The organism is Variovorax sp. 05T418 (genome assembly GCF_056396385.1).
Genome location: NZ_JBFTLJ010000003.1, coordinates 335826 through 358437 on the forward strand (window position 1 = coordinate 335826; position 22612 = coordinate 358437).

The window sequence follows — 22612 nt, forward strand, 5'->3', positions numbered from 1 at the left end:
GCTATTGCGCTCCCCCCGCGGCATCCAGCGAAGCCGAGGCCAGCACGCGCAGGCACAGGTCTTCGTAGGCAATGCCCGATGCGCGCGCCGACATGGGCACCAGCGAATGGCTGGTCATGCCGGGCGAGGTGTTCATCTCGAGCAGGAAGGGCTTGCGGTCGCTCGCGCGGATCATCACGTCGGCGCGGCCCCAGCCGCGGCAGCCGAGCGTGTGGTACGCGGCCAGCGTGATGCGCTGGATCTCGTGCTCCTCGGCTTCGGGCAGCCCGCTCGGGCAGTGGTACTTCACGTCGTCGGTGAAATACTTGTTCTGGTAGTCGTAGGCGCCTTCGGGTGCGGCAATGCGCACCACCGGCAGCGCGCGCGCGTCGAGCCCCTGGCCGAGCACGGCGCAAGTCACTTCCTCGCCTTCGATGAATTCCTCGCACAGCACGTCGGCGTCGTACCTGGCCGACAGCGTCACCGCGTCCTGCATCTGCGAATAGCCCTCGACCTTGGTCACGCCGATCGACGAGCCCTCGCGCGGCGGCTTCACGATCAGCGGCAGGCCCAGAACGTCGGGCACGGCGCGGACCTGCTCGCGGCTTTGCTGGTCGAACGCCAGGCGCACGTACCGGGGCGTCGGCAGGCCGTCGGCCTGCCAGATGCGCTTGGTCATGACCTTGTCCATGGCCACGCTCGAAGCCATCACGCCCGAGCCGGTATAGGGAATGCCGAGCAGCTCGAGCGCGCCCTGCACCGTGCCGTCCTCGCCATGCCGGCCATGCAGCGCGATGAAGCAGCGCGCGAAGCCCTCGCGCCGCAGCTCGACGAGGTCGCGCTCGGCGGGATCGAAGGCATGCGCATCGACGCCGCGCGAGCGCAGCGCCTCGAGCACGCCGTTGCCGGACAGGAGCGAGATTTCGCGCTCGGCGGAGCTTCCGCCGAACAGCACGGCCACCTTGCCGAACTGCTTTGGATCCTGAAGGCTCATGATGCCTCCCCCTTGCGCCTGGTGCGCGTTGTTTGTTGCGGCAGCGATGCCGCGGCTGCAATTTCAACCACCTTGCCCGGCACGGCGCCGATGGAGCCGGCGCCCATGCAAAGCACCACGTCGCCGGCGCGCGCGTTGTCCAGGATGGCCTGCGGCATGGCGCCGATGTCGTCGACGAACACCGGCTCCACCTTGCCGGCCACGCGCAGGGCGCGCGCCAGCGTGCGGCCGTCCGCCGCCACGATGGGCGGCTCGCCCGCGGCATAGACCTCGCCCAGCAGCACCGCGTCGGCATTGCCGATGACCTTGACGAAGTCCTCGAAGCAGTCGCGCGTGCGGGTGTAGCGGTGCGGCTGGAAGGCCAGCACCAGCCGTCGCCCCGGAAACGCGCCGCGTGCGGCGGCAATGGTTGCGGCCATCTCGACCGGGTGGTGGCCGTAGTCGTCGATCACGGTGAAGCTGCCGGCCGGCTCGCCCTGCGCGGCCACCTCGCCATAGCTCTGGAAGCGGCGGCCCACGCCCTTGAAGCCGGCCAGGCCGCGCTGCACCGCTTCGTCGGGAATGCCGAGTTCCACCGCCACCGCGATCACCGAGAGCGCATTGCGCACGTTGTGCTCGCCCGGCAGGTTCAGCACGATCGGCAGGTCGGGCAGCGTGACGCCGTTGCGCCGCTGCGCGGTGAAGTGCATCTGGCCGCCCACTGCGCGCACGTCGATCGCGCGCACCTGGGCCTCTTCGCCAAAGCCGTAGCTCGTCACCGGGCAGGTGACTTCGGCCACGATGTCGCGCACCGCCGGATCGTCGGTGCACAGGATGGCCACGCCATAGAACGGCATGCGGTGCAGGAAGTCGACGAAAGCCTTCTTGAGCTTCGCGAAGTCGTGCCCGTAGGTTTCCATGTGGTCGGCGTCGATGTTCGTGACCACCGCCATGACGGGCAGCAGGTTCAGGAACGAGGCGTCCGACTCGTCGGCCTCCACCACGATGTAGTCGCCGCTGCCGAGCTGCGCATTGGCGCCGGCACTGTTCAGGCGCCCGCCGATCACGAAGGTCGGGTCGAGCCCGGCCGCATCGAGCACGCTCGCCACCAGGCTGGTGGTGGTGGTCTTGCCGTGCGTGCCCGCAATCGCGATGCCCTGCTTGAGGCGCATCAGCTCGGCCAGCATCAGCGCGCGCGGCACCACCGGAATGCGCTTCTCGCGCGCGGCCAGCACCTCGGGGTTGTCCGACTGCACCGCGGTGGAAGTGACCACCGCATCCGCGCCGTCGATGTGCGCGGCGGCGTGGCCCACGAAGGTACCGATGCCCAGGCCGGCAAGCCGGCGCAAGGTGGCGCTGTCGGCCAGGTCGGAGCCGGTGATGCGGTAGCCCAGGTTGAACAGCACTTCGGCGATGCCGCTCATGCCCGAGCCGCCGATGCCCACGAAATGGATGTGACGAATCGCGTGCTTCATCTGGCAAGCTCCTCGCAGGCGCGGACGACCGCTTCCACTGCTTCGGTCTTCTGCATGGTTTTGGCCTTGGCGGCCTTGTCGATCAGCGCGGTGCGCTCGGTTTTCTGTAGCAAATCAGCCAGCAATTCAGGAGTGAGGTCGGCCTGCTGCACCAGCCAGCCGCCGCCCGCGTCGACGAGGAAGCGCGCGTTGGTGGTCTGGTGGTCGTCGACCGCCGAGGGAAAAGGCACGAACAGCGCTGCTGCGCCGACGGCCGCGATTTCTGTTACGGTGCTGGCCCCGGCGCGCGCGACGATGATGTCGGCGTCGGCGTAGGCCTGCGCGGTGTCTTCGATGAAGGGCGTGAGTTCGCCCTCGACGCCGGCTGCCGCGTAGTTGGCGCGCAGTTCGTCGATCTGTTTGGCGCCGCTCTGGTGCAGCACCTGCGGGCGCACGGCCGGCGCAATACGCGCCAGCGCCTGCGGCACCACGGCGTTGAGTGCCTTGGCGCCCAGGCTGCCGCCAACCACCAGCAGACGCAGCGGCCCGCTGCGGCCGGCGAAGCGCACGGCCGGTTCGGGCTGCGAGGTGAACGCCGCGCGCAGCGGATTACCTACCCACTGCGCCTTCTTCAGCACATTGGGGAAAGCCGTGAACACGCGGTCGGCCACACCCGCCAGCACCTTGTTGGCAAGGCCGGCCACCGAGTTCTGCTCATGCAGCACCAGCGGCTTGTTGAGCAGCACGCTCATCATTCCGCCCGGAAAGGTGATGTAGCCGCCCAGGCCCACGACGACGTTGGGCTGCACGCGGCGCACCACGCCGATGCTCTGCCAGAACGCGCGCAGGAGCCGCAGCGGCAGCAGGAACAGCGTGAGCGGCCCCTTGCCGCGCACGCCGCCGAACTGCACCGGCTCGAAGGCGAAGCCGCGCGGCGGCACGAGCTTTTCTTCCATGCTGCCGGGCGCGCCCAGCCAGTGCACGCGCCAGCCGCGCTCGCGCAGCGCCTCGGCCACCGCGAGCCCCGGAAAGATGTGGCCGCCGGTGCCGCCGGCCATGACGAGTGCGGTGCGCCCGGTCATATGCGGCCTCCCCGCATCAACACACGATTCTCGTAGTCGATACGCAGCACCACCGCCAGCGCCACCAGGTTCATCAGGATGGCCGAGCCGCCGAAGCTCATCAGCGGCAAGGTGAGCCCCTTGGTCGGCAGCGCGCCGAGGTTCACGCCCATGTTGATGAAGGCCTGGAAGCCGATCCACACGCCCACGCCCTGCGCCACGAGGCCCGAGAACACGCGGTCCAGCGCAATCGCCTGGCGGCCGATGTGCATGATGCGGCGCGTGAGCCAGAGGAACAGGCCGATGATCAGCAACACGCCGACCAGGCCGAACTCCTCGCCGATCACCGCGAGCAGGAAGTCGGTGTGCGCCTCGGGCAGCCAGTGCAGCTTCTCGACGCTGCCGCCCAGCCCGACGCCGAAGATCTCGCCGCGCCCGATGGCGATCAGCGAGTGCGACAGCTGGTAGCCCTTGCCCAGCGCATGCTCCTCGCTCCACGGATCGAGGTACGCGAAGATGCGCTCGCGTCGCCACGAGCTGGAGGCGACGATGGTGCCGAAGGCCACCACCACCAGCGCCGCGATCACGAAGAACATGCGTGCGTTCACGCCGCCCAGGAACAGGATGCCCATGGCGATCACGGCAATCACCATGAACGCGCCCATGTCGGGCTCGGCCATCACCAGCATGCCCACCACCACCACCGCCACGCCCATCGGCAGCACGGCGCGGAAGAAGCGCTCCTTGATCTCCATCTTGCGCACCATGTAGCTGGCGGCATAGAGCACCATCGCGAGCTTGGCAAGCTCGGACGGCTGGAAGCGCATGAAGCCCAGCGGCAGCCAGCGCCGCGCGCCGTTGACGTTGATGCCGATGTGCGGAATGAGCACCGCCACCAGCAGCAGCAGCGAGGCCACGAAGAGCCAGGGCGCGGCGCGCTCCCAGGTCTTCATGGGAATCTGGAAGGCCAGCAGCGCCGCAATGAACGCGAACACCACCGAGGCCGCATGCCGCGTGAGGAAGAAAGATGCGCTGTAGCCCGCACGCGCGAAGCGCGGGTTGTCCGGCAGCGCGATGGAGGCCGAATACACCATCACCAGGCCCCAGGTGAGCAGCGCGACCGTGACCCAGACCAGCGCCTGGTCGAAGCCGAGCACGCGCATCGGCGCGGCCTTGGTCTGCGTGACACCGGCGCCGCCCAGCCGCACCGGCAGGTGCACGGGCAGCGAGTCGATGCCGCTGCGCGCGCGGCTGAACCAGCCGCCGAAACGGCTGGTCTTCGCGTTGGGCGTGGCGCCTGCGGCCGTGGTGTTCAAGCCGGACCTCCCGAAGAAAAATCGGCATCGTTCGACGACGGGCCGGCCATGCGAGGCTCGTCCTCGAGCGCCTGCACGGCCTCGCGGAACACGGCCGCGCGGTGCTCGTAGTCCTTGAACATGTCGAAGCTCGCACAGGCCGGCGACAGCAGCACGGCATCGCCGGGGTTGGCGCGCGCGGCGGCCAGCTTGACGGCCTCCTGCATCGAGCCCGCATGCATCAGCGAGGCGCCGGTGGCGGCCAGCGCCTGCTCGATCAGCGGCGCATCGCGGCCGATCAGCACCACGGCGCGCGCGTACTGCGCGACGGGCGCGGCCAGCGGTTCGAAGTCCTGGCCCTTGCCCTCGCCGCCGAGGATCACAACCACGCGGCGGTCTTCGCCCAGGCCGTTGAGCGCGGCGACCGTTGCGCCGACGTTGGTGCCCTTGCTGTCGTCGAAGTACTCGACCTCATCGACGATGGCGATTGGCTCCACGCGGTGCGGCTCGCCGCGGTATTCGCGCAGGCCGTAGAGCATCGGCCCGAGCGGGCAGCCGGCGGCGCTGGCCAGCGCGAGCGCCGCCAGCGCGTTCATCGCGTTGTGGCGGCCGCGGATGCGCAGCACGTCGGCGGGCAGCAGGCGCTGCAGGAAGATTTCTTCCTCGACCACTGCGCCGCGCTTGCGCTTCTGCGTTTCGTCGGCCTCGAGTGCGCGCACCAGCCAGGCCATGCCGTTGACGCGCTCGATGCCGTAGTCGCCCGGACGCAGCGGCATCGACGCGCCGAAGGTGACATGGGCGCGGACCTGCGGGCGCTGCAGCTTCACCTTGACGGGCGCGGGCAGCATGGCCATCACGCCAGGGTCGTCGCGGTTGAGCACCATGAGGCCCTGCGTGCCGAAGATGCGCGCCTTGGCCGATGCATACGCCTGCATGTCCCCATGCCAGTCGAGATGGTCCTGCGTGAGGTTGAGCACGGTGGCGGCAGTCGGCTCGAAGCCCTGCACGCCGTCGAGCTGGAAGCTCGAGAGCTCGAGCACCCAGACATCGGGCAGCGTCTCGGCATCGATGTGTGCGGCCAGGGTGTCGAGCAGCGTCGGGCCGATGTTGCCGGCCACGGCCACGCTCTTGCCCGCGCGCTCGACCAGCTGGCCGGTGAGCGCGGTGACGGTAGTCTTGCCGTTGGTGCCGGTGACGGCGAGCACCGCGGGCGTGTAGCCCCTGGGCGCCGGCGGCTCCTCGATCGGCACGAGCTTGAGCTGCGGCGTGTCTTCTTCCTCGACTGCGGCGGAGGCCGGGTTGGTGGCGGAGAGTTCGGCGATCTTGGCGACGAACTCGGCGGCCTCCCTGGCGGCCGTGGGGACGTAGGGCTGGCCGGGGGTCGGCAAGCGAGACACGGTGGCAGGCGCGGACGCGGGCGCGGGTGCCGGTTCGGCGGCGTCCTGCGTCTCGGCTGCCGGCGCCTGCTCCTGCGCTGGCTGTTGCTCGTCGCCTGGCGGCGGCGCGGCGGGAACGCTCAGCGACGGGTCGCGCGGCATGGCTTCGGCCTGCGCGGCGGGCGGTGCGGGCTCGGCTTCTGCCGCATCGGCAGCGGCATCGGCCACGGGCTCGGCCGCTTGCGGCATCTCGGGCGTTGCCGGCTCTTCCGGTGCCGCGGCGTCCGCAGCTTCCGCCGGCTCACCAGCGAGCGGCAATTCGCCTTGCGCATCGGGTTCCGCGACGGGCTCCGCCGGCACCTCCACCGCAGGCTCGTCTTCCGGCACTTCAGGCGCCGCCTCGGCCACCGGCACCTCGACGGTCCGCAGGTCCAGCAGCGCGCGCGCAAACAGATCCAGTTCGCCGCCGACCGCGAGCCCCACGGCCCGCGCCGCATCGACGACCGGTGCGATGGTGGCGGGCGACAGGCCCGGCGAGCGGTACACCGCGCGGATCGGCGTGCCTTCGACCAGCGCGGCCGAGAACGGCCCGCCGATGAACGCCACCTCGGGCCATTCCGCCCGCAGCGTCGCAAGCAGCGCCGGCGCCTCGCGCGTGTCGGCCACCGTGACGACCGCGCCGTGGCGCGCGCACCAGCGCGCCATCGCCAGCCCGGACGCACCGAGGCCGAGGATCAATACGGGGAGGTCTTTCAGGTGCCGCATGTGTTTTTTCTTCTCACCGCAGCTTCAGCGTCGACAGGCCGATGAGGCACAGCAGCATCGTGATGATCCAGAAGCGCACCACGACCTGCGTCTCGCGCCAGCCGCTCTTCTCGAAGTGGTGGTGCAGCGGCGCCATCTTGAGCACGCGGCGGCCCTCGCCGTAGCGCTTCTTGGTGTACTTGAAGTACATGACCTGCGCCATCACCGAGATCGCCTCGACCACGAAGATGCCGCCCATGATGAAGAACACGATCTCCTGGCGCACGATGACCGCGATGGTGCCTAGCGCGCCGCCCAGCGCGAGCGCGCCCACGTCGCCCATGAAGACCTGCGCCGGATGGGTGTTGAACCAGAGGAACGCGAGCCCTGCGCCGGCCATGGCCGAGCAGAACACCAGCAGCTCGCCCGAGCCCGGGATGTTGGGAAACAGCAGGTACTTGGAATACACCGCGCTGCCCGTCACGTAGGCGAACACGCCCAGTGCCGAACCCACCATCACCACCGGCATGATCGCCAGGCCGTCCAGGCCGTCGGTCAGGTTGACCGCGTTGCTCGCGCCCACGATCACCAGGTACGTGAGGATCACGAAGCCGATGCCGCCGAGCGGGTAGCTCACTTCCTTGAAGAAGGGCACCAGCAGGTTGATCTTGGGCGGAAAGTCCAGGTCGAAGCCCGACTGCACCCAGGCGAAGAACAGCTGCAGCACGCGCCAGTTCGAACTTTCCGAGATGCTGAAGAGCAGGTAGAAGCCCGCGATCAGGCCCACCACCGACTGCCAGAAATACTTCTCGCGCGAGCGCATGCCCTCCGGGTCCTTGCGCACCACCTTGCGCCAGTCGTCGACCCAGCCGATGGCGCCGAAGCCCAGCGTGACCCACAGCACGATCCACACGAAGCGGTTGGAGGGGTCGAACCACATCAGCGTGGCGAAGGCAATGGCGAACAGCACCAGCACGCCGCCCATGGTGGGCGTGCCGCTCTTGGTGAGGTGCGTTTCCATGCCATAGCCGCGCACCGGCTGGCCGATCTTGAGCGCGGCCAGGCGGCGGATCACATAGGGCCCGGCCACCAGGCCGACCACCAGCGCCGTCAGCGCAGCCATCAGCGCACGGAAGGTGAGGTACTGGAAAACGCGCAAGAACCCGAACTCGGGCGAAAGTGTCTGCAGCCATTGGGCCAGGCTCATCAGCATGTGGTGTCGCGCGGCTCATGCGTCATGACCGGCCTCCTTTTGTTGTTGTCGTGATTGCTCGATCGCCTGCACCACGCGCTCCATCTTCATGAAGCGCGAGCCCTTGACGAGCACGCTCCCCACCTGGGGCAGCCGCGCCAGCACCGCGGCGCCGAGCGTCTCGATGTCCGGGAAATGGCGGCCGTTGTCGCCGCCGTCGAAGGCCGCGATGCTGTGCGCGGTTTCGGCGCCGAGCGCATACACGGCCTCGATGCCGCGCTGGCGCGCCCAGTCGCCGACCTCGGCATGGAACTCGGGCGCGCGGTTGCCGACCTCGCCCATGTCGCCGAGCACCAGGAGGCGCGGACCGGGCAAGGCCGCGAGCACGTCGATGGCCGCGCGCACGGAATCGGGATTGGCGTTGTAGCTGTCGTCCACCAGCGTGAGCGAATGGCCGCCGGGCAGCAGCACCGCGCTCGCCTTGGAGCGGCCCTTCACCGGTTCGAAGGCCGAGAGGCCGCGCGCAATGGTCTCGGGCGGAATGCCGGTAGCGAGCGCGCACGCGGTCGCCGCCAGCGCATTGACGACGTTGTGCCGGCCCGCGATGTGCAACTGCGCATCGAAGTCGCCCAGCGGCGTGCGGATGCGGACCTGCCATGCGCCCTGCTGCCATTCGGCGCCCACCAGAGAAATATCGGCGTCTTCATGCTCGCCGAAGGTCATGCAGCGGCGCGTGGCGCCGTCGTGCGCCATGTCGTTCCACAGAGGAGCGAATTCGTCGCCGTGCGGGAACACCGCGGTGCCGTCCTCCGGCACGAAGGAAAACACCGCGCCGTTCTCGAGCGCCACCGCTTCCACGGTGGCCATGAACTCCAGGTGCTCGCGCTGCGCGTTGTTGACCAGCGCGACGGTCGGACGCGCAATGGCCGCGAGCCGCGCGATCTCGCCCGGATGGTTCATGCCCAGCTCGACCACCGCATGCTGGTGCTTCGCGCGCAGGCGCAGCAAAGTCAGTGGAACGCCGATCTCGTTGTTGAAGTTGCCGGCCGTCGCGAGCGCGCGATCGCCCCTGAAGGCGACCAGCACGGCCGCGATCATCTGCGTGACGGTGGTCTTGCCGTTGCTGCCGGTCACGGCGATCAGCGGCAGATCGAACTGCGCGCGCCAGCCGGCGCCGAGCGCGCCGAGCGCGGCCAGCGAATCGGGCACTTCGAGGCCCGCCAGGCCGGCCGCCTCGAGACCGCCGTGTGCAATGGCGGCGACGGCGCCGCGCGCCTTGGCATCGGCCAGGAATTCGTTGGCGTCGAAGCGTTCGCCCTTGAGCGCCACGAACAGGTCGCCATCCGCGAGCGTGCGGGTGTCGGTATGGACGCGGGCAATGGCCGTAGCGCCGTCGCCCACCAGGCGCGCGCCTGGAATCCATTGCTGCGCCTGGGCCAGCGTGAACATCATCGGCGAGTGGCTCATGCGGCACCCCGCTTCGAAAGCGCATCGAGCGCGTGGATGCGGTCCGAGAACGGTATGCGCTGGCCGGCGATTTCCTGCCAGGCTTCATGGCCCTTGCCGGCGAGCAGCACCACGTCCTGCGGCGCGGCCTGCGCGATGGCGTCGGCAATGGCGGCCGCGCGGTCGGGCTGCACCTGGGCCGCTTCGGGGCGCGCGAGGCCGAGCAGCACCTGGCTGATGATCGCGTCGGGGTTCTCGCTGCGCGGGTTGTCGCTGGTCACGACCACGCGGTCGGCCTGGCGCTCGGCCACCGCGGCCATCATCGGGCGCTTGATCGGATCGCGGTCGCCGCCGCAGCCGAACACGCACCAGAGCGCGCCGCCGCGCTGCTGCGCAAGCGGGCGCAGGCCGGCCAGCGCCTTGTCGAGGGCGTCGGGCGTGTGGGCATAGTCGACCACCGCCAGCGGCGCAGCCGCGTTGGAATCGGCGGCGCCCACGCGCTCCATGCGGCCCGGCACGCTGGTGAGCCTGCTGCAGGCCGCCACGGCCTGCGCGAGCGACAGCCCCAGGGCCCGCAGCGTGCCGAGCACGCCCAGCAGGTTGGCCACGTTGTACTGGCCGATCAGGCCGGTCGACATGCGCTCCACCGCATCGTTGTCGTGCTCGGCCACCGAGAAGCGCAGGCCCTGCGCGTCGTAGCCGACGTCGCGCGCCATGAGCCGCGCCGGCGCGCCGGCGGCCGACACGGTCCAGACGTCGAGCGCACCGATGCCGGCCTCGAGCAGGTTCGCGCACAGGCTCGCGCCATGCACGTCGTCGATGTTGATCACCGCGGCGCGCAGCCCGGGCCAGCGGAACAGCTCGGCCTTGGCCTGCCAGTAGGCATCCATGCTGCCGTGGTAATCGAGATGGTCCTGCGTGAAATTGGTGAACACCGCCACCGCGATGCGCGCACCGTCGAGCCGGCGTTCGGCGATGCCGATCGACGAGGCCTCGATGGCGCAGGCGCCGAAGCCGCGCTCGACCAGCGCGCGCAGCTCGCGCTGCATCATCACCGGGTCGGGCGTGGTGAGGCCGGTGTAGACGAGCTCCGGCGGCATGCCGATGCCCAGCGTGCCCATCACCGCACAGGGCGAAGGCACGCCGCGCTCGGCGCTGCCGTCCAGCCGCGGCGCGCGAACGCCGCCGGGCACGGCCAGCGTGGAAAGCGATTCGGCGAGCCACCATGCGGTGGAGGTCTTGCCGTTGGTGCCGGTCACGGCCAGCACTTCGAGCGCGGCCGAGGGGTTGTCGTAGAAAGCCGATGCGATCGGGCCGGTGGCGGCCTTGAGCCCCGGATAGCTTGCAATGCGCTCGTCGCCATCGAAACCGAAGGCCTCGGCGCCCTGCTGCTCGACCAGGCAGGCCGCGGCGCCCTGCGCCAGTGCCGAAGCCACGTGCCTGCGCCCGTCGGTGGCCGCGCCGGGCCAGGCAATGAAGCCGTCGCCCGCGCCCACCGGCCGGCTGTCCGCATGCAGCGCACCCTGCACGCGCTCCTTGAGCCAGAGCGCGGCGAGTTGAGGGGAAGTGAGTGTCAGCATGCTCAGAAGCTCTCGTCGACGCCTTGCGTCACCACCAGCGGTTTGACCGCGAGGTCGGGCGGAACGTTCATCATGCGCAGGGTCTGCTGCACGACCTCGCTGAAAACGGGCGCGGCGGCCACGCCGCCGAAGTACTGGCCGTCGCTCGGCTCGTCGATCATCACGCCGACGATGATGCGCGGCTTTTCGATCGGTGCCATGCCGGTGAACCACGCGCGATATTTGTTGCTCGCGTAACCTTTGCCAACCTGCTTGTGCGCGGTGCCCGACTTGCCGCCGACCGAATAGCCGACGGTCTGCGCGCGCGTGCCGGTGCCGCCCGGACCTGCCGCCATCTGCAGCATCTTGCGCACCGCCAGCGCGTTCGACGGCGAGAACACCCGCACACCCGCGGGCGACTCGGTGCTCTTGAGGATGGTGACCGGAATGATCGCGCCGTCGTGCGCGAAGGCGGTGTACGAATGCGCCATCTGGAAGAGCGACGCCGACAGGCCGTAGCCATAGGCCATGGTGGCCTGCTCCACGGGCTTCCAGGTCTTCCAGGGGCGCAGGCGCCCCGTGACCGCGCCGGGGAACTGGATCTGCGGCTTCTGGCCGTAGCCGAGCGCGGTGTAGGTGTCCCACATCTCGTGCGGGGTCATCTTCTGCGCGATCTTGAGCGCCCCCACGTTGCTGGACTTCTGGATCACGCCCTCGACCGTGAGCGTGCCGTAGTTGTGCGTGTCGCTGATGGTGAAGCCGCCCAGCTGGAAGCGGCCGGGCGAGGTCTCGATCAGCGTCGAGGGCTTCACGCGGCCGGCCTCCAGCGCCATGGCCACGGTGATCGGCTTCATGGTCGAGCCGGGCTCGAAGGTGTCGGTGAGCGCGCGGTTGCGCAGCTGCTCGCCCGTGAGGTTCTGCCGCTTGTCGGGCACGTAGCTCGGGTAGTTGGCCAGTGCCAGCACCTCGCCGGTGACCGCGTCCAGCACCACCACGCTGCCGGCCTTAGCACGACGCGCGGTCACGGCGTCGCGCAGCTTCTGGTAGGCGAAGAACTGCACCTTGCTGTCGACGCTGAGCTGGATGTCCTTGCCGTCGACCGGCGGCACCTGCTCGCCCACGCCCTCGACCACGCGGCCCAGGCGGTCCTTGATGACGCGGCGCGAGCCGGCCTTGCCGGCCAGTTCCTTGTTGAAGGAAAGCTCGATGCCTTCCTGCCCGTTGTCCTCGACGTTGGTGAAGCCCACCACGTGCGCCGCGGCCTCGCCCTCGGGGTACTGGCGCTTGTATTCCTTGCGCTGGTAGATGCCCTTGAGGTTGAGCGCGGCAATCTGCTTGGCAATCGGCTCGTCGACCTGGCGCTTGATCCAGACGAAGGTCTTGTCCTCGTCCTCGAGCTTCTTGTCGAAGTCCTTCTGCGGCATCTCGAGCAGCTTGGCCACCTGCTTGAGCTTGGCGCGCACCTCGGGGTCGTCGCGCTCGATGTCTTCCGGAATGGCCCAGATGCTCGGCGCCACCACGCTGGACGCCAGGATGAGGCCGTTGCGGTCGAGGATGCGCCCGCGGTTGGCCGGCAGCTCGAGCGTGCGCGCAAAGCGCACTTCGCCCTGCCGCTGGAAGAAGCTGTTGTTGAACACCTGCACGTAGGCGGCCCGGCCCGCCAGCACCACGAAGCCGAAGGCGATGCCGGCGACGATGAACTTGCTGCGCCAGACCGGCGTCTTGCTCGCGAGCAAGGGGCTGGTGGTGTAGCGGACGCTGCGGCGGCTCATCGCTGGGTCCTCGCGACGGGTTTGGGCGCCGGCGTTGCGGGCGGCGCGGGCGGCGGTGCCACCACGGCCGGAATCACGGTGCCGTCGGGCCGCACGTACTGCGTGATGGCCGGCGTGGTGGTGCGCATCTGCAGCTGCTCCTTGGCCAGCTTTTCCACGCGCAGCGGCGTGGCCTGCGCGCGCTTTTCCACCTGCAGCCGGTCGTGGTCGAGCTCGAGCCGCCGGGCTTCCTGCTGGGTGCGGTCGAGCTCGGTGTAGAGCTGGCGCGACAGGTACTGCGTGTGCACGAGGTAGAGCGCGGAGGCGACCACCGCGAGCAGCAGGAGCAGGTTCAGGCGCGCCACGTCAGACTTCCTGGGTGCGCTCGGCCACGCGCAGGATCGCGCTGCGCGAGCGCGGGTTGCCGTGCACTTCGGCGTCGGACGGCTTGATGCGCTCGAGCGCGCGCAGCTTCATGGCCTTCGGGGCGGCGAAGGGCGCACGGCGGTCGTACACCTCCTTCGAGTGCCTGGCGATGAACTGCTTCACGATGCGGTCTTCCAGCGAATGGAAGCTGATCACCGCGAGCCGGCCTCCGGGTTGCAGCACGGAAAGGCTCGCCTCTAGCGCCTGTTGCAGCTCTTCAAGCTCGGCGTTGATGAAAATCCGAAAAGCCTGAAATGTGCGCGTTGCAGGGTTCTGGCCCGGCTCGCGGGTTTTGACCGTGCCAGCCACGAGCTCGGCCAGTTCGGTGGTGGTTGAAATTGCGCCCCGTTCTTGTCTGCGAGCAACAATCGCCTTTGCAATCTGAACAGCAAACCGTTCTTCGCCATAGTCACGGATCACCTCTGCAATCTGCTGGAGTTCGGCCGTTGCCAGCCAATCGGCCACGCTCTCGCCGCGCGTGGTGTCCATGCGCATGTCGAGCGGACCGTCGAAACGAAAACTGAAACCGCGCACCGGGTTGTCGATTTGCGGCGAACTCACGCCCAGGTCCATCAGCACACCCGCCACGCTGGCATCGGGCAATTCGCCCAGCGAACGGAATCCCTGGTGCCGGATGGAAAAACGCGCATCCGAGATGCGCGCTGCTTCGGCCACCGCTTCCGCATCCTTGTCGAATGCGATCAGCCTGCCTTCCGGTGCCAGCCGCGCGAGGATCGCGCGCGCATGCCCTCCGCGCCCGAAGGTCGCATCCACGTAGGTGCCGGTGGCTGCCGTGCTGCCGGAAAGAAGGGCTTCCACCGCTTCGTTCAGCAAGACGGTCGTATGGGTCCATGGAGTGTTCACGTCGGTCCTCAGAACGCGAAGTCCTGAAACACATCCGGCATCTCGCCCTGGGTGGCCTCGGCCTCCTTGGCCTCGTAGGTCGCCTTGTCCCAGAGCTCGAAGTGGTTGCCCATGCCCAGGAGCAGCGTGTCGCGCACGATGCCCGTGGCGGCACGCAGTTCGGGCGACACCAGGATGCGCCCGGTGCCGTCCATCTCCACGTCCATGGCGTTGCCGAGGAAGACGCGCTTCCACCACTGTGCCGACATCGGCAGCGCGGCGATGCGCTCCCTGAATTTCTCCCACTCGGGACGCGGGAACACCATGAGGCAGCCGTGCGGATGCTTGGTGATCGTGAGCTGGCCGCCCGCCGTGGCGCTCAGGACGTCGCGATGCCGGGTCGGCACGGAGAGCCGCCCCTTGGCATCCAGACTGAGCGATGAAGCGCCTTGAAACACGACCAGAACCCCTGTATTGGGAATGCCGCGGCACCTGAAAGAGGCACCACCCGCACTTTTTCCCACTTAACTGCACTTTTTTGCACTGTAGCAGGAAACACTTCAGACGCAACTGGCCGTTGGTGCTATTTTTTGTAATGGAATCAACGACTTAGCGCCGATTTCCAAACCTGGAAATCGGCGAATTTCGTTGAGAATTAAGCACTTAGCTCACGCAATGAATGTGATGCGTGAAGCGCGGCCGCCGTTACAGGGGCCGCAAAGCGGGCTTCAGAGGATGAAGCGCGAAAGATCTTCGTCGTGACTTAGTGCCGCAAGGCGCTCGTCGACATAGGCGGCATCGATGCGGATGGTCTGCCCCTCGATGCGGGTCGCGTCGAAGCTTACCTCATCCAGCAGACGCTCCATCACGGTCGACAAACGGCGTGCGCCGATGTTCTCGGTGCGCTCGTTGACCTCGTACGCGATGGTGGCCAGGCGGTTCACGCCTTCGGGCGTGAATTCGAGCGTGACGCCTTCGGTGGCGAGCAGCGCCTGGTACTGCTTCACGAGCGAGGCGCGGGTCTGCGTGAGGATGCTCTCGAAATCGGACACCGAGAGCGACTGCAGCTCGACGCGGATCGGAAAGCGCCCCTGCAGCTCGGGGATCAGATCGCTGGGCTTGCTCAGGTGGAAGGCGCCGCTCGCGATGAAGAGCATGTGGTCGGTGCGCACCACGCCGTACTTGGTGCTCACGGCCGTGCCCTCGACCAGCGGCAGCAGGTCGCGCTGCACGCCCTGGCGCGACACGTCGGAGCCCTGGGCCTCGCTGCGCGTGGCGACCTTGTCGATCTCGTCGATGAAGACGATGCCGTTCTGCTCGACGTTGGTGATGGCCTGCGTGCGGATCTCGTCCTCGTTGACCAGCTTGGCGGCTTCCTCGTCGATCAGGAGGCGCATCGCCTCGGCGATCTTGAGCTTGCGCGTCTTGCGCTTGCCGCCGCCGAGCTGGCCGAACATGCCGCGCAGCTGCTCGGTCATTTCCTCCATGCCGGCCGGACCCATGATCTCGAGCGGCGCGCGGGCTTCGGCCAGGTCGAGCTCGATCTCCTTGTCGTCGAGCTGGTGCTCGCGCAGCTTCTTGCGGAAGGCCTGGCGCGTGGGGTTGGGGCCGTCCAGCGCCGGCGTGGCGCCCTCGGCACCGCGCGCAGGCGGCAGCAGCACGTCGAGGATGCGGTCTTCGGCGGCGTCCTCGGCGCGCGCGCGCACCTTGGCGCTTTCGGCCTCGCGCGTCTGCTTGACGGCGATCTCGGCCAAGTCGCGAACGATCGAATCGACGTCCTTGCCGACATAACCCACCTCGGTGAACTTGGTGGCCTCCACCTTGATGAACGGCGCATCCGCCAGGCGCGCAAGGCGGCGCGCGATCTCGGTCTTGCCCACGCCCGTGGGGCCGATCATGAGGATGTTCTTGGGCGTGATCTCGGTGCGCAGCTTTTCCTCGACCTGCTGGCGGCGCCAGCGGTTGCGCAGCGCAATGGCCACGGCGCGCTTGGCGGCGGGCTGGCCGACGATGTGGTTGTCGAGCTCGGAGACGATTTCCTGCGGGGTCATGGACATGGTCAGAGCGCTTCCACCGTGTGGTTCATATTCGTGTAAATGCAGATTTCACCGGCTATCGCCAGCGATTTGCGCACAATTTGTTCGGCAGTGAGGTCAGTGTTGTCGATCAGCGCCTTGGCGGCGGACTGCGCATAGGCGCCGCCGGAGCCGATGGCGATCACGCCGTCCTCGGGCTCCAGCACGTCGCCGTTGCCGGTGATGATGAGCGAGGTGGTGGCGTCGGCCACGGCCAGCATGGCCTCGAGCTTGCGCAGCACGCGGTCGGTGCGCCAGTCCTTGGTGAGTTCGACGGCGGCGCGCGTGAGGTGCCCCTGGTGCTTTTCGAGCTTGGCCTCGAAGCGCTCGAAGAGCGTGAAGGCGTCGGCCGTGGCGCCGGCAAAGCCCGCGAGCACCTTGCCGTGATAGAGCCGCCGCACCTTGCGCGCGGTGCCCTTGATGACGATGTTGCCGAGAGTGACCTGCCCGTCCCCGCCAATGGCGACTTGGTCGCCCTGGGGGGTCTTGCGGCGCACGCTCACGATGGTGGTGCCGTGAAACTGTTCCATCGAAGCCATCTGGGGATGCCAGAGGGCAATGCAAGCCCGGGGCTGCTACCGAATGTGCGAAGCGCCAAGGCGCCCTAGTTCTTGCGCAGGGCCACCGTCGCATGGTCGGCAATGCCGACCAGGTCGAACAGCACCGCGATCAGGCGGTGGGCGTCCACGAACTGCACGCGCTCGCCCTCGGCGTCGCGCGCCCGCACCCAGCCGAGCAGCGTGCCAGCCGCGGCCAGGTCCATGCGCAGCAGCGCGGCGCACGAGATGACCGGCGCCGTGGTGTTGCGCAGGTCGGTGTCCAGCCGCTGCAGGCTCGAATGCGCCTCGCCGCGCAGATCGCCTGCCAGCGCGGCAAAGCCGGTGTCGGTGGTGGGAAAGCTCTCCGATTCGCCATTGACCGAGAGCAGCGACCACACGGAATTCGAACGGCTTGCCGCCGGTGCGGCCACCGAGGTGCAGGCGCCCTTGGGGTCCTGCCAGGCCGGCGGCGACACCTCGTAGGTGATGCAGTAGTTGAGCGCCACCAGTTCGAAGTCGTCGGGCATGTTCATCATGCGCAGCGCAGCCAGGTGCAGCTGCCACCAGATGTCCGGCGTGCCGCGCTCGCTGTTGGGCGTGGCCTCGGCCAGCACGGCCAGCAGTTTCGCGGCGCCGATGAAGCGCAGCTGGACCGGCGAATCGGCCCAGTGCGCAAACAGCACGCGCAGCGGCGCGGCGGCATCGGCCTCGATGGCGACCAGCGCGCGCCAGTCGAGCGTCCAGACCGAGCCGGCCTGCGACAGCGCCCGCGTGAGCTGGATCAAGCCGTCGCGCGCCAGGCGTGCCGGGCTGGCCCAGTTGGCGCCGGCCGGCGCCAGTTCTGCGAGTTCGCTGGCGGCCACTGCCTTCACGCTGCGCGCCAGCTCGTCGAACGAGACCCAGTCGGGCCCCATGCGCTTCATGCGCTGGGCATAGCGCATGCGCGCCGCGGCAAACCTGGCGGCATCGCCGGTGGCGCGGTACAGGTCGAACAGCGTGCGCCAGCGCGCGTCGTCGCGCTCGGCGGTGGCGTGGTCGCCCTCGGCCGCCGCGCTTTCGGAGGCCAGGGCCTGGAGAAGAATGGCCTCGGCGCCGGCATCGTCGCCGTGCGCGAAGCGGATCACGGCTTCTTCGAGCGCGCCGTCGCGCGCGAGCCGCGCCGACAGCAGCGAGGTGCCGCTGGCCGCCGGGCCGCCTGCGGCGGGCGCGGCAGGCGCAGCCGCGGCAACCACCGCCGGTGCCGGCACGACGGCAGGCGCCGGCGCGGAGCCGTAGGCCGGTGCGGCAAGCAGGCTGGCCAGCTCGGCCGCGTCCACGGGCGGCGGCAGGGTCTCGGCGCCGGCATCGGGCGGCGCATTGGACAGCACCTCGCCGTTGGGGCCGCGGCCCTTCCACCACTGCTGCGACATCTGCTCCTCGATCTCGTCGATCTTCTTGAGCGTGAGCGCGCGCCCCTCGGACTTTTCCGTGGTGCTGTTCAGGTTGAAGGAAGACGGCGTGACCGTTCCTTCGAAGGCGTGGGCGGCGGCTTCGCGCTGGCGAAGCTTGCGCAGCATGTCGAACTCGCGCCGGCGAACGAAATCGTTGCGCTGGCGCCGCTCGATCATCTCCTTGAGCATTTCGCGGCTGTAGGCCTGCTCGGGCAGCGTGGAATCCGCAGTCGCATTCAGCTCGGACCAATCCTTGAGCGGATTGCGGACGAACTTCGCCACCTTGGAAAAAAGGCGGCCCGACTCTTCCTTTGGCATCGACGAGGTTTCGAGGCGAACAGGTTCTCTTCTTTGGCCGCTGGCTCAGTCCCCGAACATCTTCTGCTTGAGCTCGCGGCGCTGCTGCGCTTCGAGCGACAGCGTGGCGGTGGGACGCGCCAGCAGGCGGCCGACGCCGATGGGTTCGCCGGTTTCGTCGCAGTAGCCGTAGTCGCCGGCATCGATGCGCTGGATCGACTGCTCGATCTTCTTGAGCAGCTTGCGCTCGCGGTCGCGCGTGCGCAGCTCGAGCGCATGCTCTTCCTCGATGGTGGCGCGGTCGGCCGGATCGGGCACCACCACGGTGTCTTCGCGCAGGTGCTCGGTGGTTTCGCCGGCGTTTTCGAGAATGCCGCGCTTGAGTTCGACCAGCTTCAGGCGGAAGAACGCCATCTGCTTTTCATTCATGTACTCGGAGTCGGGCATGGCGATCACCTCGGCATCGGTCAACTCGGCAGCCGACTTGGCTTTCCAGTTGTTGGCGAGCTTCGGGTCTTTTTTGACCGCGACGGGGGGCGGCGGCACCAGCGCATTGGAAGGCGCCTGCGAGAACGACGACTTGGCCGCGGTGGAAGCCACCGATTGCGGCATGGAAGGCACGGTCAGCTGCGACAGCCGGGACACGCGGCCACCTCGCGCGGGGGCGGGTGCGGCGGTCTGAGCGGGCATCGAAGGTGTCGCCGTGGCGGAAGAAGAGGCGGCAGCCGTTTTTTTCATTGGGATCGGAGGGGCAGAAGGAACGGCAGCAGTGCGGCCGACGGTTTTGGATGGCAGTTGACCCGCAACTGCAGTTTTGGTTGCGCTCTTGTCCGGGGCGGATGCCACCGACGGCGCAGCAGACTTTGCAGGCTTGACGGGCTTCTTTGCAACGGTCGCGGCCTTGGCCGATGGCGTTGCTGGCTTCTTTGGAGCGCTTTTTGGTTTCGTGGCCGGGGCCTTTGCAGCGGAAGAACTCTTTTTTGCCGCGGGTACAGCCGGCTTTGCAGCCGCCGCTTTCTTGGCGGCGGGCTTGGTTGCTGGCGTAGCCTTGGCGGCGGGCTTCTTCACGGTGACTGGCTCCTTGAACGAACTGGAACGCGCTTTCACTGGGTGTCTCCTCCCAAGGGAACCACCGCGGGTTTCAGGCCGCGCGGGCTCCACTCGTCGGAGTGCTCGCAGTGACGAACCCCGGGGTTATACCCCCGAAAGCCCGCCAGGAACCTGCGGCGCCCCGCACCGTCAACCACATCCCGCCCCATCGGACGAAGGCGTGGCTGCCGGAACAGGCGCGCGATTGTATAGAGAACTCGAATCGAAGGGTGATGTGCCTGCACCCCCTTGCCTCCGGTAGCATCGCCAGCGCTGCCGGAGGGGGCAGCAAGACCTGCCGGAATCGCCGGGGGAGCGATGCAGGTCGACCTCATTCATACAAAAGAGAAATCAATCTTGAGCAAAAAAGCAGTTCTGGGCGTGCTGGCTGCGGCCATCGCACTTGCCTATGGCGGCGGCACGTGGTTGGCCGGCGCAAAAGTAAAGTCCAGCTACGAAGCCGCGCTGGACGAGGTGCCGAAGCAGACTGCGCTGGTGCGCGTGGTCGAGCGCAGCTACGAACGCGGCTTCTTCGGCGCCGTCAGCACCGTGACGATCGAGCTCGGCTGCGCAGCCGATGCCGCCGCCGCGGTGCAGGTGCCTGCCGCCAAGCCCGGCGAGGAAGAGGATGAGGAAGAAGTGGAGCAAGCCGCCACGCCGTTCAAGGCGGTGCGCATCACCTTCCGCGACACCATCCGCCACGGCCCGCTGGCCGGTGGCGCGCTGGCGGCGGCCACCATCGACAGCGAACTGGTGTTCGACGTGAAGGGCCAGGCCAAGGCCGAGCAGATCTTCGGCAAGGCCAAGCCCCTGACGGCGCACACCAAGGTGGCGTTCGACGGCGGCTACACCACCGACCTGGCGGTGGCGCCCGCCAGCCTGGCCGAGGAAGGCAAGGCCCGCTTCGCCTGGCAGGGCGCGCAGGTCCGCGCCGAGATGAACGGCGCCCGCACCCACGTGCGCTACGAACTGGCGATGCCGGGGCTGGATGTCAGCGATGCGCGCACCGGCGCCACGCTCAAGATGGGCAAGCTGGCCGGCAAGGCCGACATGGACAAGAGCGACGGCTGGATCCTGGCCACGGGCAAGACCGAGGCCCGGCTCGACAGCCTCGAATTCGCAGCTCCCAAGGGCCTGGGCAGCGCCGCGGGCGGCGAAGGCAAGGCCCTGCCGGCGGTGCTGCTGCAGAACATCGACATGCTCGCCGAAGCCAGCATCGCGGACGGGCTCTACGCATCGACCGGCACGGTCAAGGGCACCGGCAAGATCGGCGACACCAAGATCGACAAGTTCGAGATGAGCAGCGGCGGACGCCGCATCCACGCCGCCGGCTACAAGAAGCTGGCCGATGCCTGGATGCAGTCGAGCGCCGCGAACGGCTGCGGCAAGGGCGGCAACAAGGCCTCGCAGGCGGCCATGAAGGTGCTGTTCGACCAGTTGGCGCCCGACCTCAAGGCCATGGCCAAGTACAGCCCCGAATTCGGGCTCGACAGGATGCTGGTCGAAATCGGCGGCAAGCGCGGCGAGCTCAGCTACACGGCCGGCATGGCCGGCGTCACCGACGAAGACCTGCAGGCGCCCGGCATGGCGCTGCTCATGAAGCGCGGCGTGCTCAAGGCCAGCGCGCGGCTGCCGATGCAGTGGCTGGAGCAGATGGCCGCCGCCGGCGCCGGCAGCGGCCAGACGCCGCCGCCCGAGATGATGGCGGGGCTGGTCGAGCAAGGCGAGGAAAAGGGCTTCGTCAAGCGCGACGGCGATGACGTCACCACGCAGATCGAATATGCCGAAGGCAGCCTGAAGCTCAACGGCAAGCCGCTGGGCGCGCCGGGCCGGTAATTCCTCCCTCCCCTTCGGGGGAGGGCCGGGGTGGGGGCACGGGAGCCCCAAAAAAGCACGGCGCCTGATCGGTGGCCTGCCCCCATCCCCGCCTTCCCCCGGCGGGGGAAGGAGCAAGTCAGGGCCTCAGACCAGGCACTGCTCGAGCCCCTGCTCGAGAATTTCGCGCGGCAGCTCGATGCCGATGAACACCATGCGGCTCTGGCGGGCTTCGTCCTTGCCCCATTCCGGGCCCAGGTCGCTGCCCATCAGCTGGTGCACGCCCTGGAAGATCACCTTGCGCTCGGTGCCCTTCATGTTCAGCACGCCCTTGTAGCGCAGCATGCGCGGGCCGTAGATGTTGACGATGGCGCCCAGGAAGTCTTCCAGCTTGGCCGGGTCGAAGGGCCGGTCGGCCTTGTAGACGAAGCTCTTGACGTCGTCGTCGGTGTGGTGGTGGTGGCCGTGGCCCTCGTGCTTGTGCGAGGGGTGGTCGCAATGTTCGCCATGCGCGTGATCATGGTCGTGATGGTCTTCTTCTTCCTTGAGGAAGTCGGGGTCGATGTCGAGCTTGGCGTTCAGGTTGAAGCCGCGCAGGTCGAAGATGTCCTTGAGCGGCACGTCGCCGAAATGCGCCTTCTGCTGCGGCGCGCGCGGGTTCATGTGCTTGAGGCGGTGGATGAGCGCATCGGTTTCCTCGGCCGACACCAGCTCGCTCTTGCTGATGAAGATCTGGTCGGCAAAGCCCACCTGGCGGCGCGCCTCCTGGCGGTCGTTGAGCTGCTGCGGCGCATGCTTGGCGTCGACCAGCGTCAGGATGGAGTCGAGCAGGTAGCTCTCGGCGATCTCGTCGTCCATGAAGAAGGTCTGCGCCACCGGGCCGGGGTCGGCCAGGCCGGTGGTCTCGATCACCACGCGGTCGAAGTCGAGCAGGCCCTGGCGCTTCTTGGCGGCCAGAAGCTGCAGCGCCTCGCGCAGGTCTTCGCGGATGGTGCAGCAGACGCAGCCGTTGCTCATCTGCACGATCTGCTCCTTCGATTCGGTCACGAGGATGTCGCTGTCGATGTTCTCTTCGCCGAACTCGTTTTCGATCACCGCGATCTTCTGGCCATGGGCCTCGGTCAGGATGCGCTTGAGCAGCGTGGTCTTGCCCGAGCCCAGGAAGCCGGTGAGGATGGTGGCGGGAATGAGGGCCATGGTGTGCTCCGGAAGCGGAAAACAGGAAGAAAAAGGGGATGGGCCGGCAGTTTAGCCAATGCCACTCAGTT

General features: G+C 68.2%; 18 protein-coding genes. 1 reads left to right on the plus strand and 17 read right to left on the minus strand.

The window, feature by feature from the left end; genetic code table 11:
* Window position 1 precedes the first annotated feature (1 nt).
* The 16 genes from AC1DMS_RS07570 to dksA all read right to left on the minus strand — a co-directional run bounded on the left by AC1DMS_RS07570 (window position 2) and on the right by dksA (window position 19130).
* Window positions 2-973: a D-alanine--D-alanine ligase gene (locus AC1DMS_RS07570; protein ID WP_012746071.1), complete on the minus strand. Its 972-nt coding sequence runs from the start codon at window positions 971-973 to the stop codon at window positions 2-4.
* Entirely contained in the window at window positions 970-2427 is a 1458-nt protein-coding gene (murC, locus tag AC1DMS_RS07575) for a UDP-N-acetylmuramate--L-alanine ligase (RefSeq protein ID WP_012746070.1), read from the minus strand. Before murC ends, AC1DMS_RS07570 begins: the two co-directional genes overlap by 4 nt.
* Window positions 2424-3488 carry an undecaprenyldiphospho-muramoylpentapeptide beta-N-acetylglucosaminyltransferase gene (gene murG, locus AC1DMS_RS07580; protein ID WP_018903637.1) on the minus strand — a complete coding sequence of 355 codons (1065 nt, stop codon included), beginning with the start codon at window positions 3486-3488 and terminating at the stop codon, window positions 2424-2426. The genes murC and murG overlap by 4 nt, the downstream gene beginning before the upstream one ends.
* Window positions 3485-4783, minus strand: a complete 1299-nt coding sequence (gene ftsW, locus AC1DMS_RS07585; protein WP_012746068.1) for a putative lipid II flippase FtsW — start codon at window positions 4781-4783, stop codon at window positions 3485-3487. Before ftsW ends, murG begins: the two co-directional genes overlap by 4 nt.
* Window positions 4780-6903, minus strand: coding sequence for a UDP-N-acetylmuramoyl-L-alanine--D-glutamate ligase (murD, locus tag AC1DMS_RS07590; RefSeq protein ID WP_012746067.1), 2124 nt, complete (start codon window positions 6901-6903; stop codon window positions 4780-4782). Before murD ends, ftsW begins: the two co-directional genes overlap by 4 nt.
* Window positions 6904-6916: 13 nt before the next feature.
* Window positions 6917-8095 (minus strand): phospho-N-acetylmuramoyl-pentapeptide-transferase, encoded by a 1179-nt coding sequence (gene mraY, locus AC1DMS_RS07595; protein WP_012746066.1) that lies wholly within the window; start codon window positions 8093-8095, stop codon window positions 6917-6919.
* Between the two features lie 15 nt (window positions 8096-8110).
* On the minus strand, window positions 8111-9541 hold the full coding sequence (locus AC1DMS_RS07600; protein ID WP_028254045.1) for a UDP-N-acetylmuramoyl-tripeptide--D-alanyl-D-alanine ligase: 1431 nt from the start codon (window positions 9539-9541) through the stop codon (window positions 8111-8113).
* Window positions 9538-11100, minus strand: a complete 1563-nt coding sequence (locus AC1DMS_RS07605; protein ID WP_436035128.1) for a Mur ligase family protein — start codon at window positions 11098-11100, stop codon at window positions 9538-9540. Before AC1DMS_RS07605 ends, AC1DMS_RS07600 begins: the two co-directional genes overlap by 4 nt.
* A 2-nt stretch (window positions 11101-11102) precedes the next feature.
* Entirely contained in the window at window positions 11103-12851 is a 1749-nt protein-coding gene (locus tag AC1DMS_RS07610; protein WP_012746063.1) for a peptidoglycan D,D-transpeptidase FtsI family protein, read from the minus strand.
* Entirely contained in the window at window positions 12848-13195 is a 348-nt protein-coding gene (gene ftsL / locus AC1DMS_RS07615) for a cell division protein FtsL (protein WP_012746062.1), read from the minus strand. Before ftsL ends, AC1DMS_RS07610 begins: the two co-directional genes overlap by 4 nt.
* 1 nt (window position 13196) lies before the next feature.
* Window positions 13197-14120 (minus strand): 16S rRNA (cytosine(1402)-N(4))-methyltransferase RsmH, encoded by a 924-nt coding sequence (gene rsmH / locus AC1DMS_RS07620; RefSeq protein WP_018903640.1) that lies wholly within the window; start codon window positions 14118-14120, stop codon window positions 13197-13199.
* Window positions 14121-14128: 8 nt separating this feature from the next.
* Window positions 14129-14557, minus strand: a complete 429-nt coding sequence (mraZ, locus tag AC1DMS_RS07625; RefSeq protein WP_012746060.1) for a division/cell wall cluster transcriptional repressor MraZ — start codon at window positions 14555-14557, stop codon at window positions 14129-14131.
* A 270-nt stretch (window positions 14558-14827) separates the two neighbouring features.
* Window positions 14828-16156 (minus strand): ATP-dependent protease ATPase subunit HslU, encoded by a 1329-nt coding sequence (gene hslU, locus AC1DMS_RS07630; protein ID WP_478180840.1) that lies wholly within the window; start codon window positions 16154-16156, stop codon window positions 14828-14830.
* Between the two features lie 2 nt (window positions 16157-16158).
* The gene (gene hslV, locus AC1DMS_RS07635; protein WP_026283873.1) at window positions 16159-16704 is read right to left on the minus strand and encodes an ATP-dependent protease subunit HslV; all 546 of its coding nucleotides are present in this window, start codon (window positions 16702-16704) and stop codon (window positions 16159-16161) included.
* 74 nt (window positions 16705-16778) lie between these two features.
* The gene (locus tag AC1DMS_RS07640) at window positions 16779-18461 is read right to left on the minus strand and encodes an STAS domain-containing protein (protein WP_012746057.1); all 1683 of its coding nucleotides are present in this window, start codon (window positions 18459-18461) and stop codon (window positions 16779-16781) included.
* A 45-nt stretch (window positions 18462-18506) separates the two neighbouring features.
* Complete coding sequence (gene dksA, locus AC1DMS_RS07645; RefSeq protein ID WP_012746056.1) at window positions 18507-19130, minus strand: RNA polymerase-binding protein DksA; 624 nt, start codon at window positions 19128-19130, stop codon at window positions 18507-18509.
* 756 nt (window positions 19131-19886) lie between these two features.
* Here dksA and AC1DMS_RS07650 point away from each other — a divergent pair.
* Window positions 19887-21365 (plus strand): YdgA family protein, encoded by a 1479-nt coding sequence (locus tag AC1DMS_RS07650; RefSeq protein WP_230537744.1) that lies wholly within the window; start codon window positions 19887-19889, stop codon window positions 21363-21365.
* A gap of 126 nt (window positions 21366-21491) precedes the next feature.
* Here the strand turns inward: AC1DMS_RS07650 and AC1DMS_RS07655 are convergent, their stop codons facing one another.
* Window positions 21492-22541, minus strand: coding sequence for a CobW family GTP-binding protein (locus tag AC1DMS_RS07655; protein ID WP_018903644.1), 1050 nt, complete (start codon window positions 22539-22541; stop codon window positions 21492-21494).
* Window positions 22542-22612: the final 71 nt, after the last annotated feature.

Excerpts from the sequence above, each read along its gene's own strand:
- mraY (WP_012746066.1), bottom strand. The coding sequence starts at position 8,095 with ATGCTGATGAGCCTGGCCCAATGGCTGCAGACACTTTCGCCCGAGTTC.
- AC1DMS_RS07610 (WP_012746063.1), bottom strand. The coding sequence starts at position 12,851 with ATGAGCCGCCGCAGCGTCCGCTACACCACCAGCCCCTTGCTCGCGAGC.
- murG (WP_018903637.1), bottom strand. The coding sequence starts at position 3,488 with ATGACCGGGCGCACCGCACTCGTCATGGCCGGCGGCACCGGCGGCCAC.
- hslU (WP_478180840.1), bottom strand. The coding sequence starts at position 16,156 with ATGTCCATGACCCCGCAGGAAATCGTCTCCGAGCTCGACAACCACATC.
- murD (WP_012746067.1), bottom strand. The coding sequence starts at position 6,903 with ATGCGGCACCTGAAAGACCTCCCCGTATTGATCCTCGGCCTCGGTGCG.
- murC (WP_012746070.1), bottom strand. The coding sequence starts at position 2,427 with ATGAAGCACGCGATTCGTCACATCCATTTCGTGGGCATCGGCGGCTCG.
- AC1DMS_RS07655 (WP_018903644.1), bottom strand. The coding sequence starts at position 22,541 with ATGGCCCTCATTCCCGCCACCATCCTCACCGGCTTCCTGGGCTCGGGC.
- dksA (WP_012746056.1), bottom strand. The coding sequence starts at position 19,130 with ATGCCCGCTCAGACCGCCGCACCCGCCCCCGCGCGAGGTGGCCGCGTG.
- AC1DMS_RS07605 (WP_436035128.1), bottom strand. The coding sequence starts at position 11,100 with ATGCTGACACTCACTTCCCCTCAACTCGCCGCGCTCTGGCTCAAGGAG.
- hslV (WP_026283873.1), bottom strand. The coding sequence starts at position 16,704 with ATGGAACAGTTTCACGGCACCACCATCGTGAGCGTGCGCCGCAAGACC.
- AC1DMS_RS07570 (WP_012746071.1), bottom strand. The coding sequence starts at position 973 with ATGAGCCTTCAGGATCCAAAGCAGTTCGGCAAGGTGGCCGTGCTGTTC.
- AC1DMS_RS07600 (WP_028254045.1), bottom strand. The coding sequence starts at position 9,541 with ATGAGCCACTCGCCGATGATGTTCACGCTGGCCCAGGCGCAGCAATGG.
- AC1DMS_RS07640 (WP_012746057.1), bottom strand. The coding sequence starts at position 18,461 with ATGCCAAAGGAAGAGTCGGGCCGCCTTTTTTCCAAGGTGGCGAAGTTC.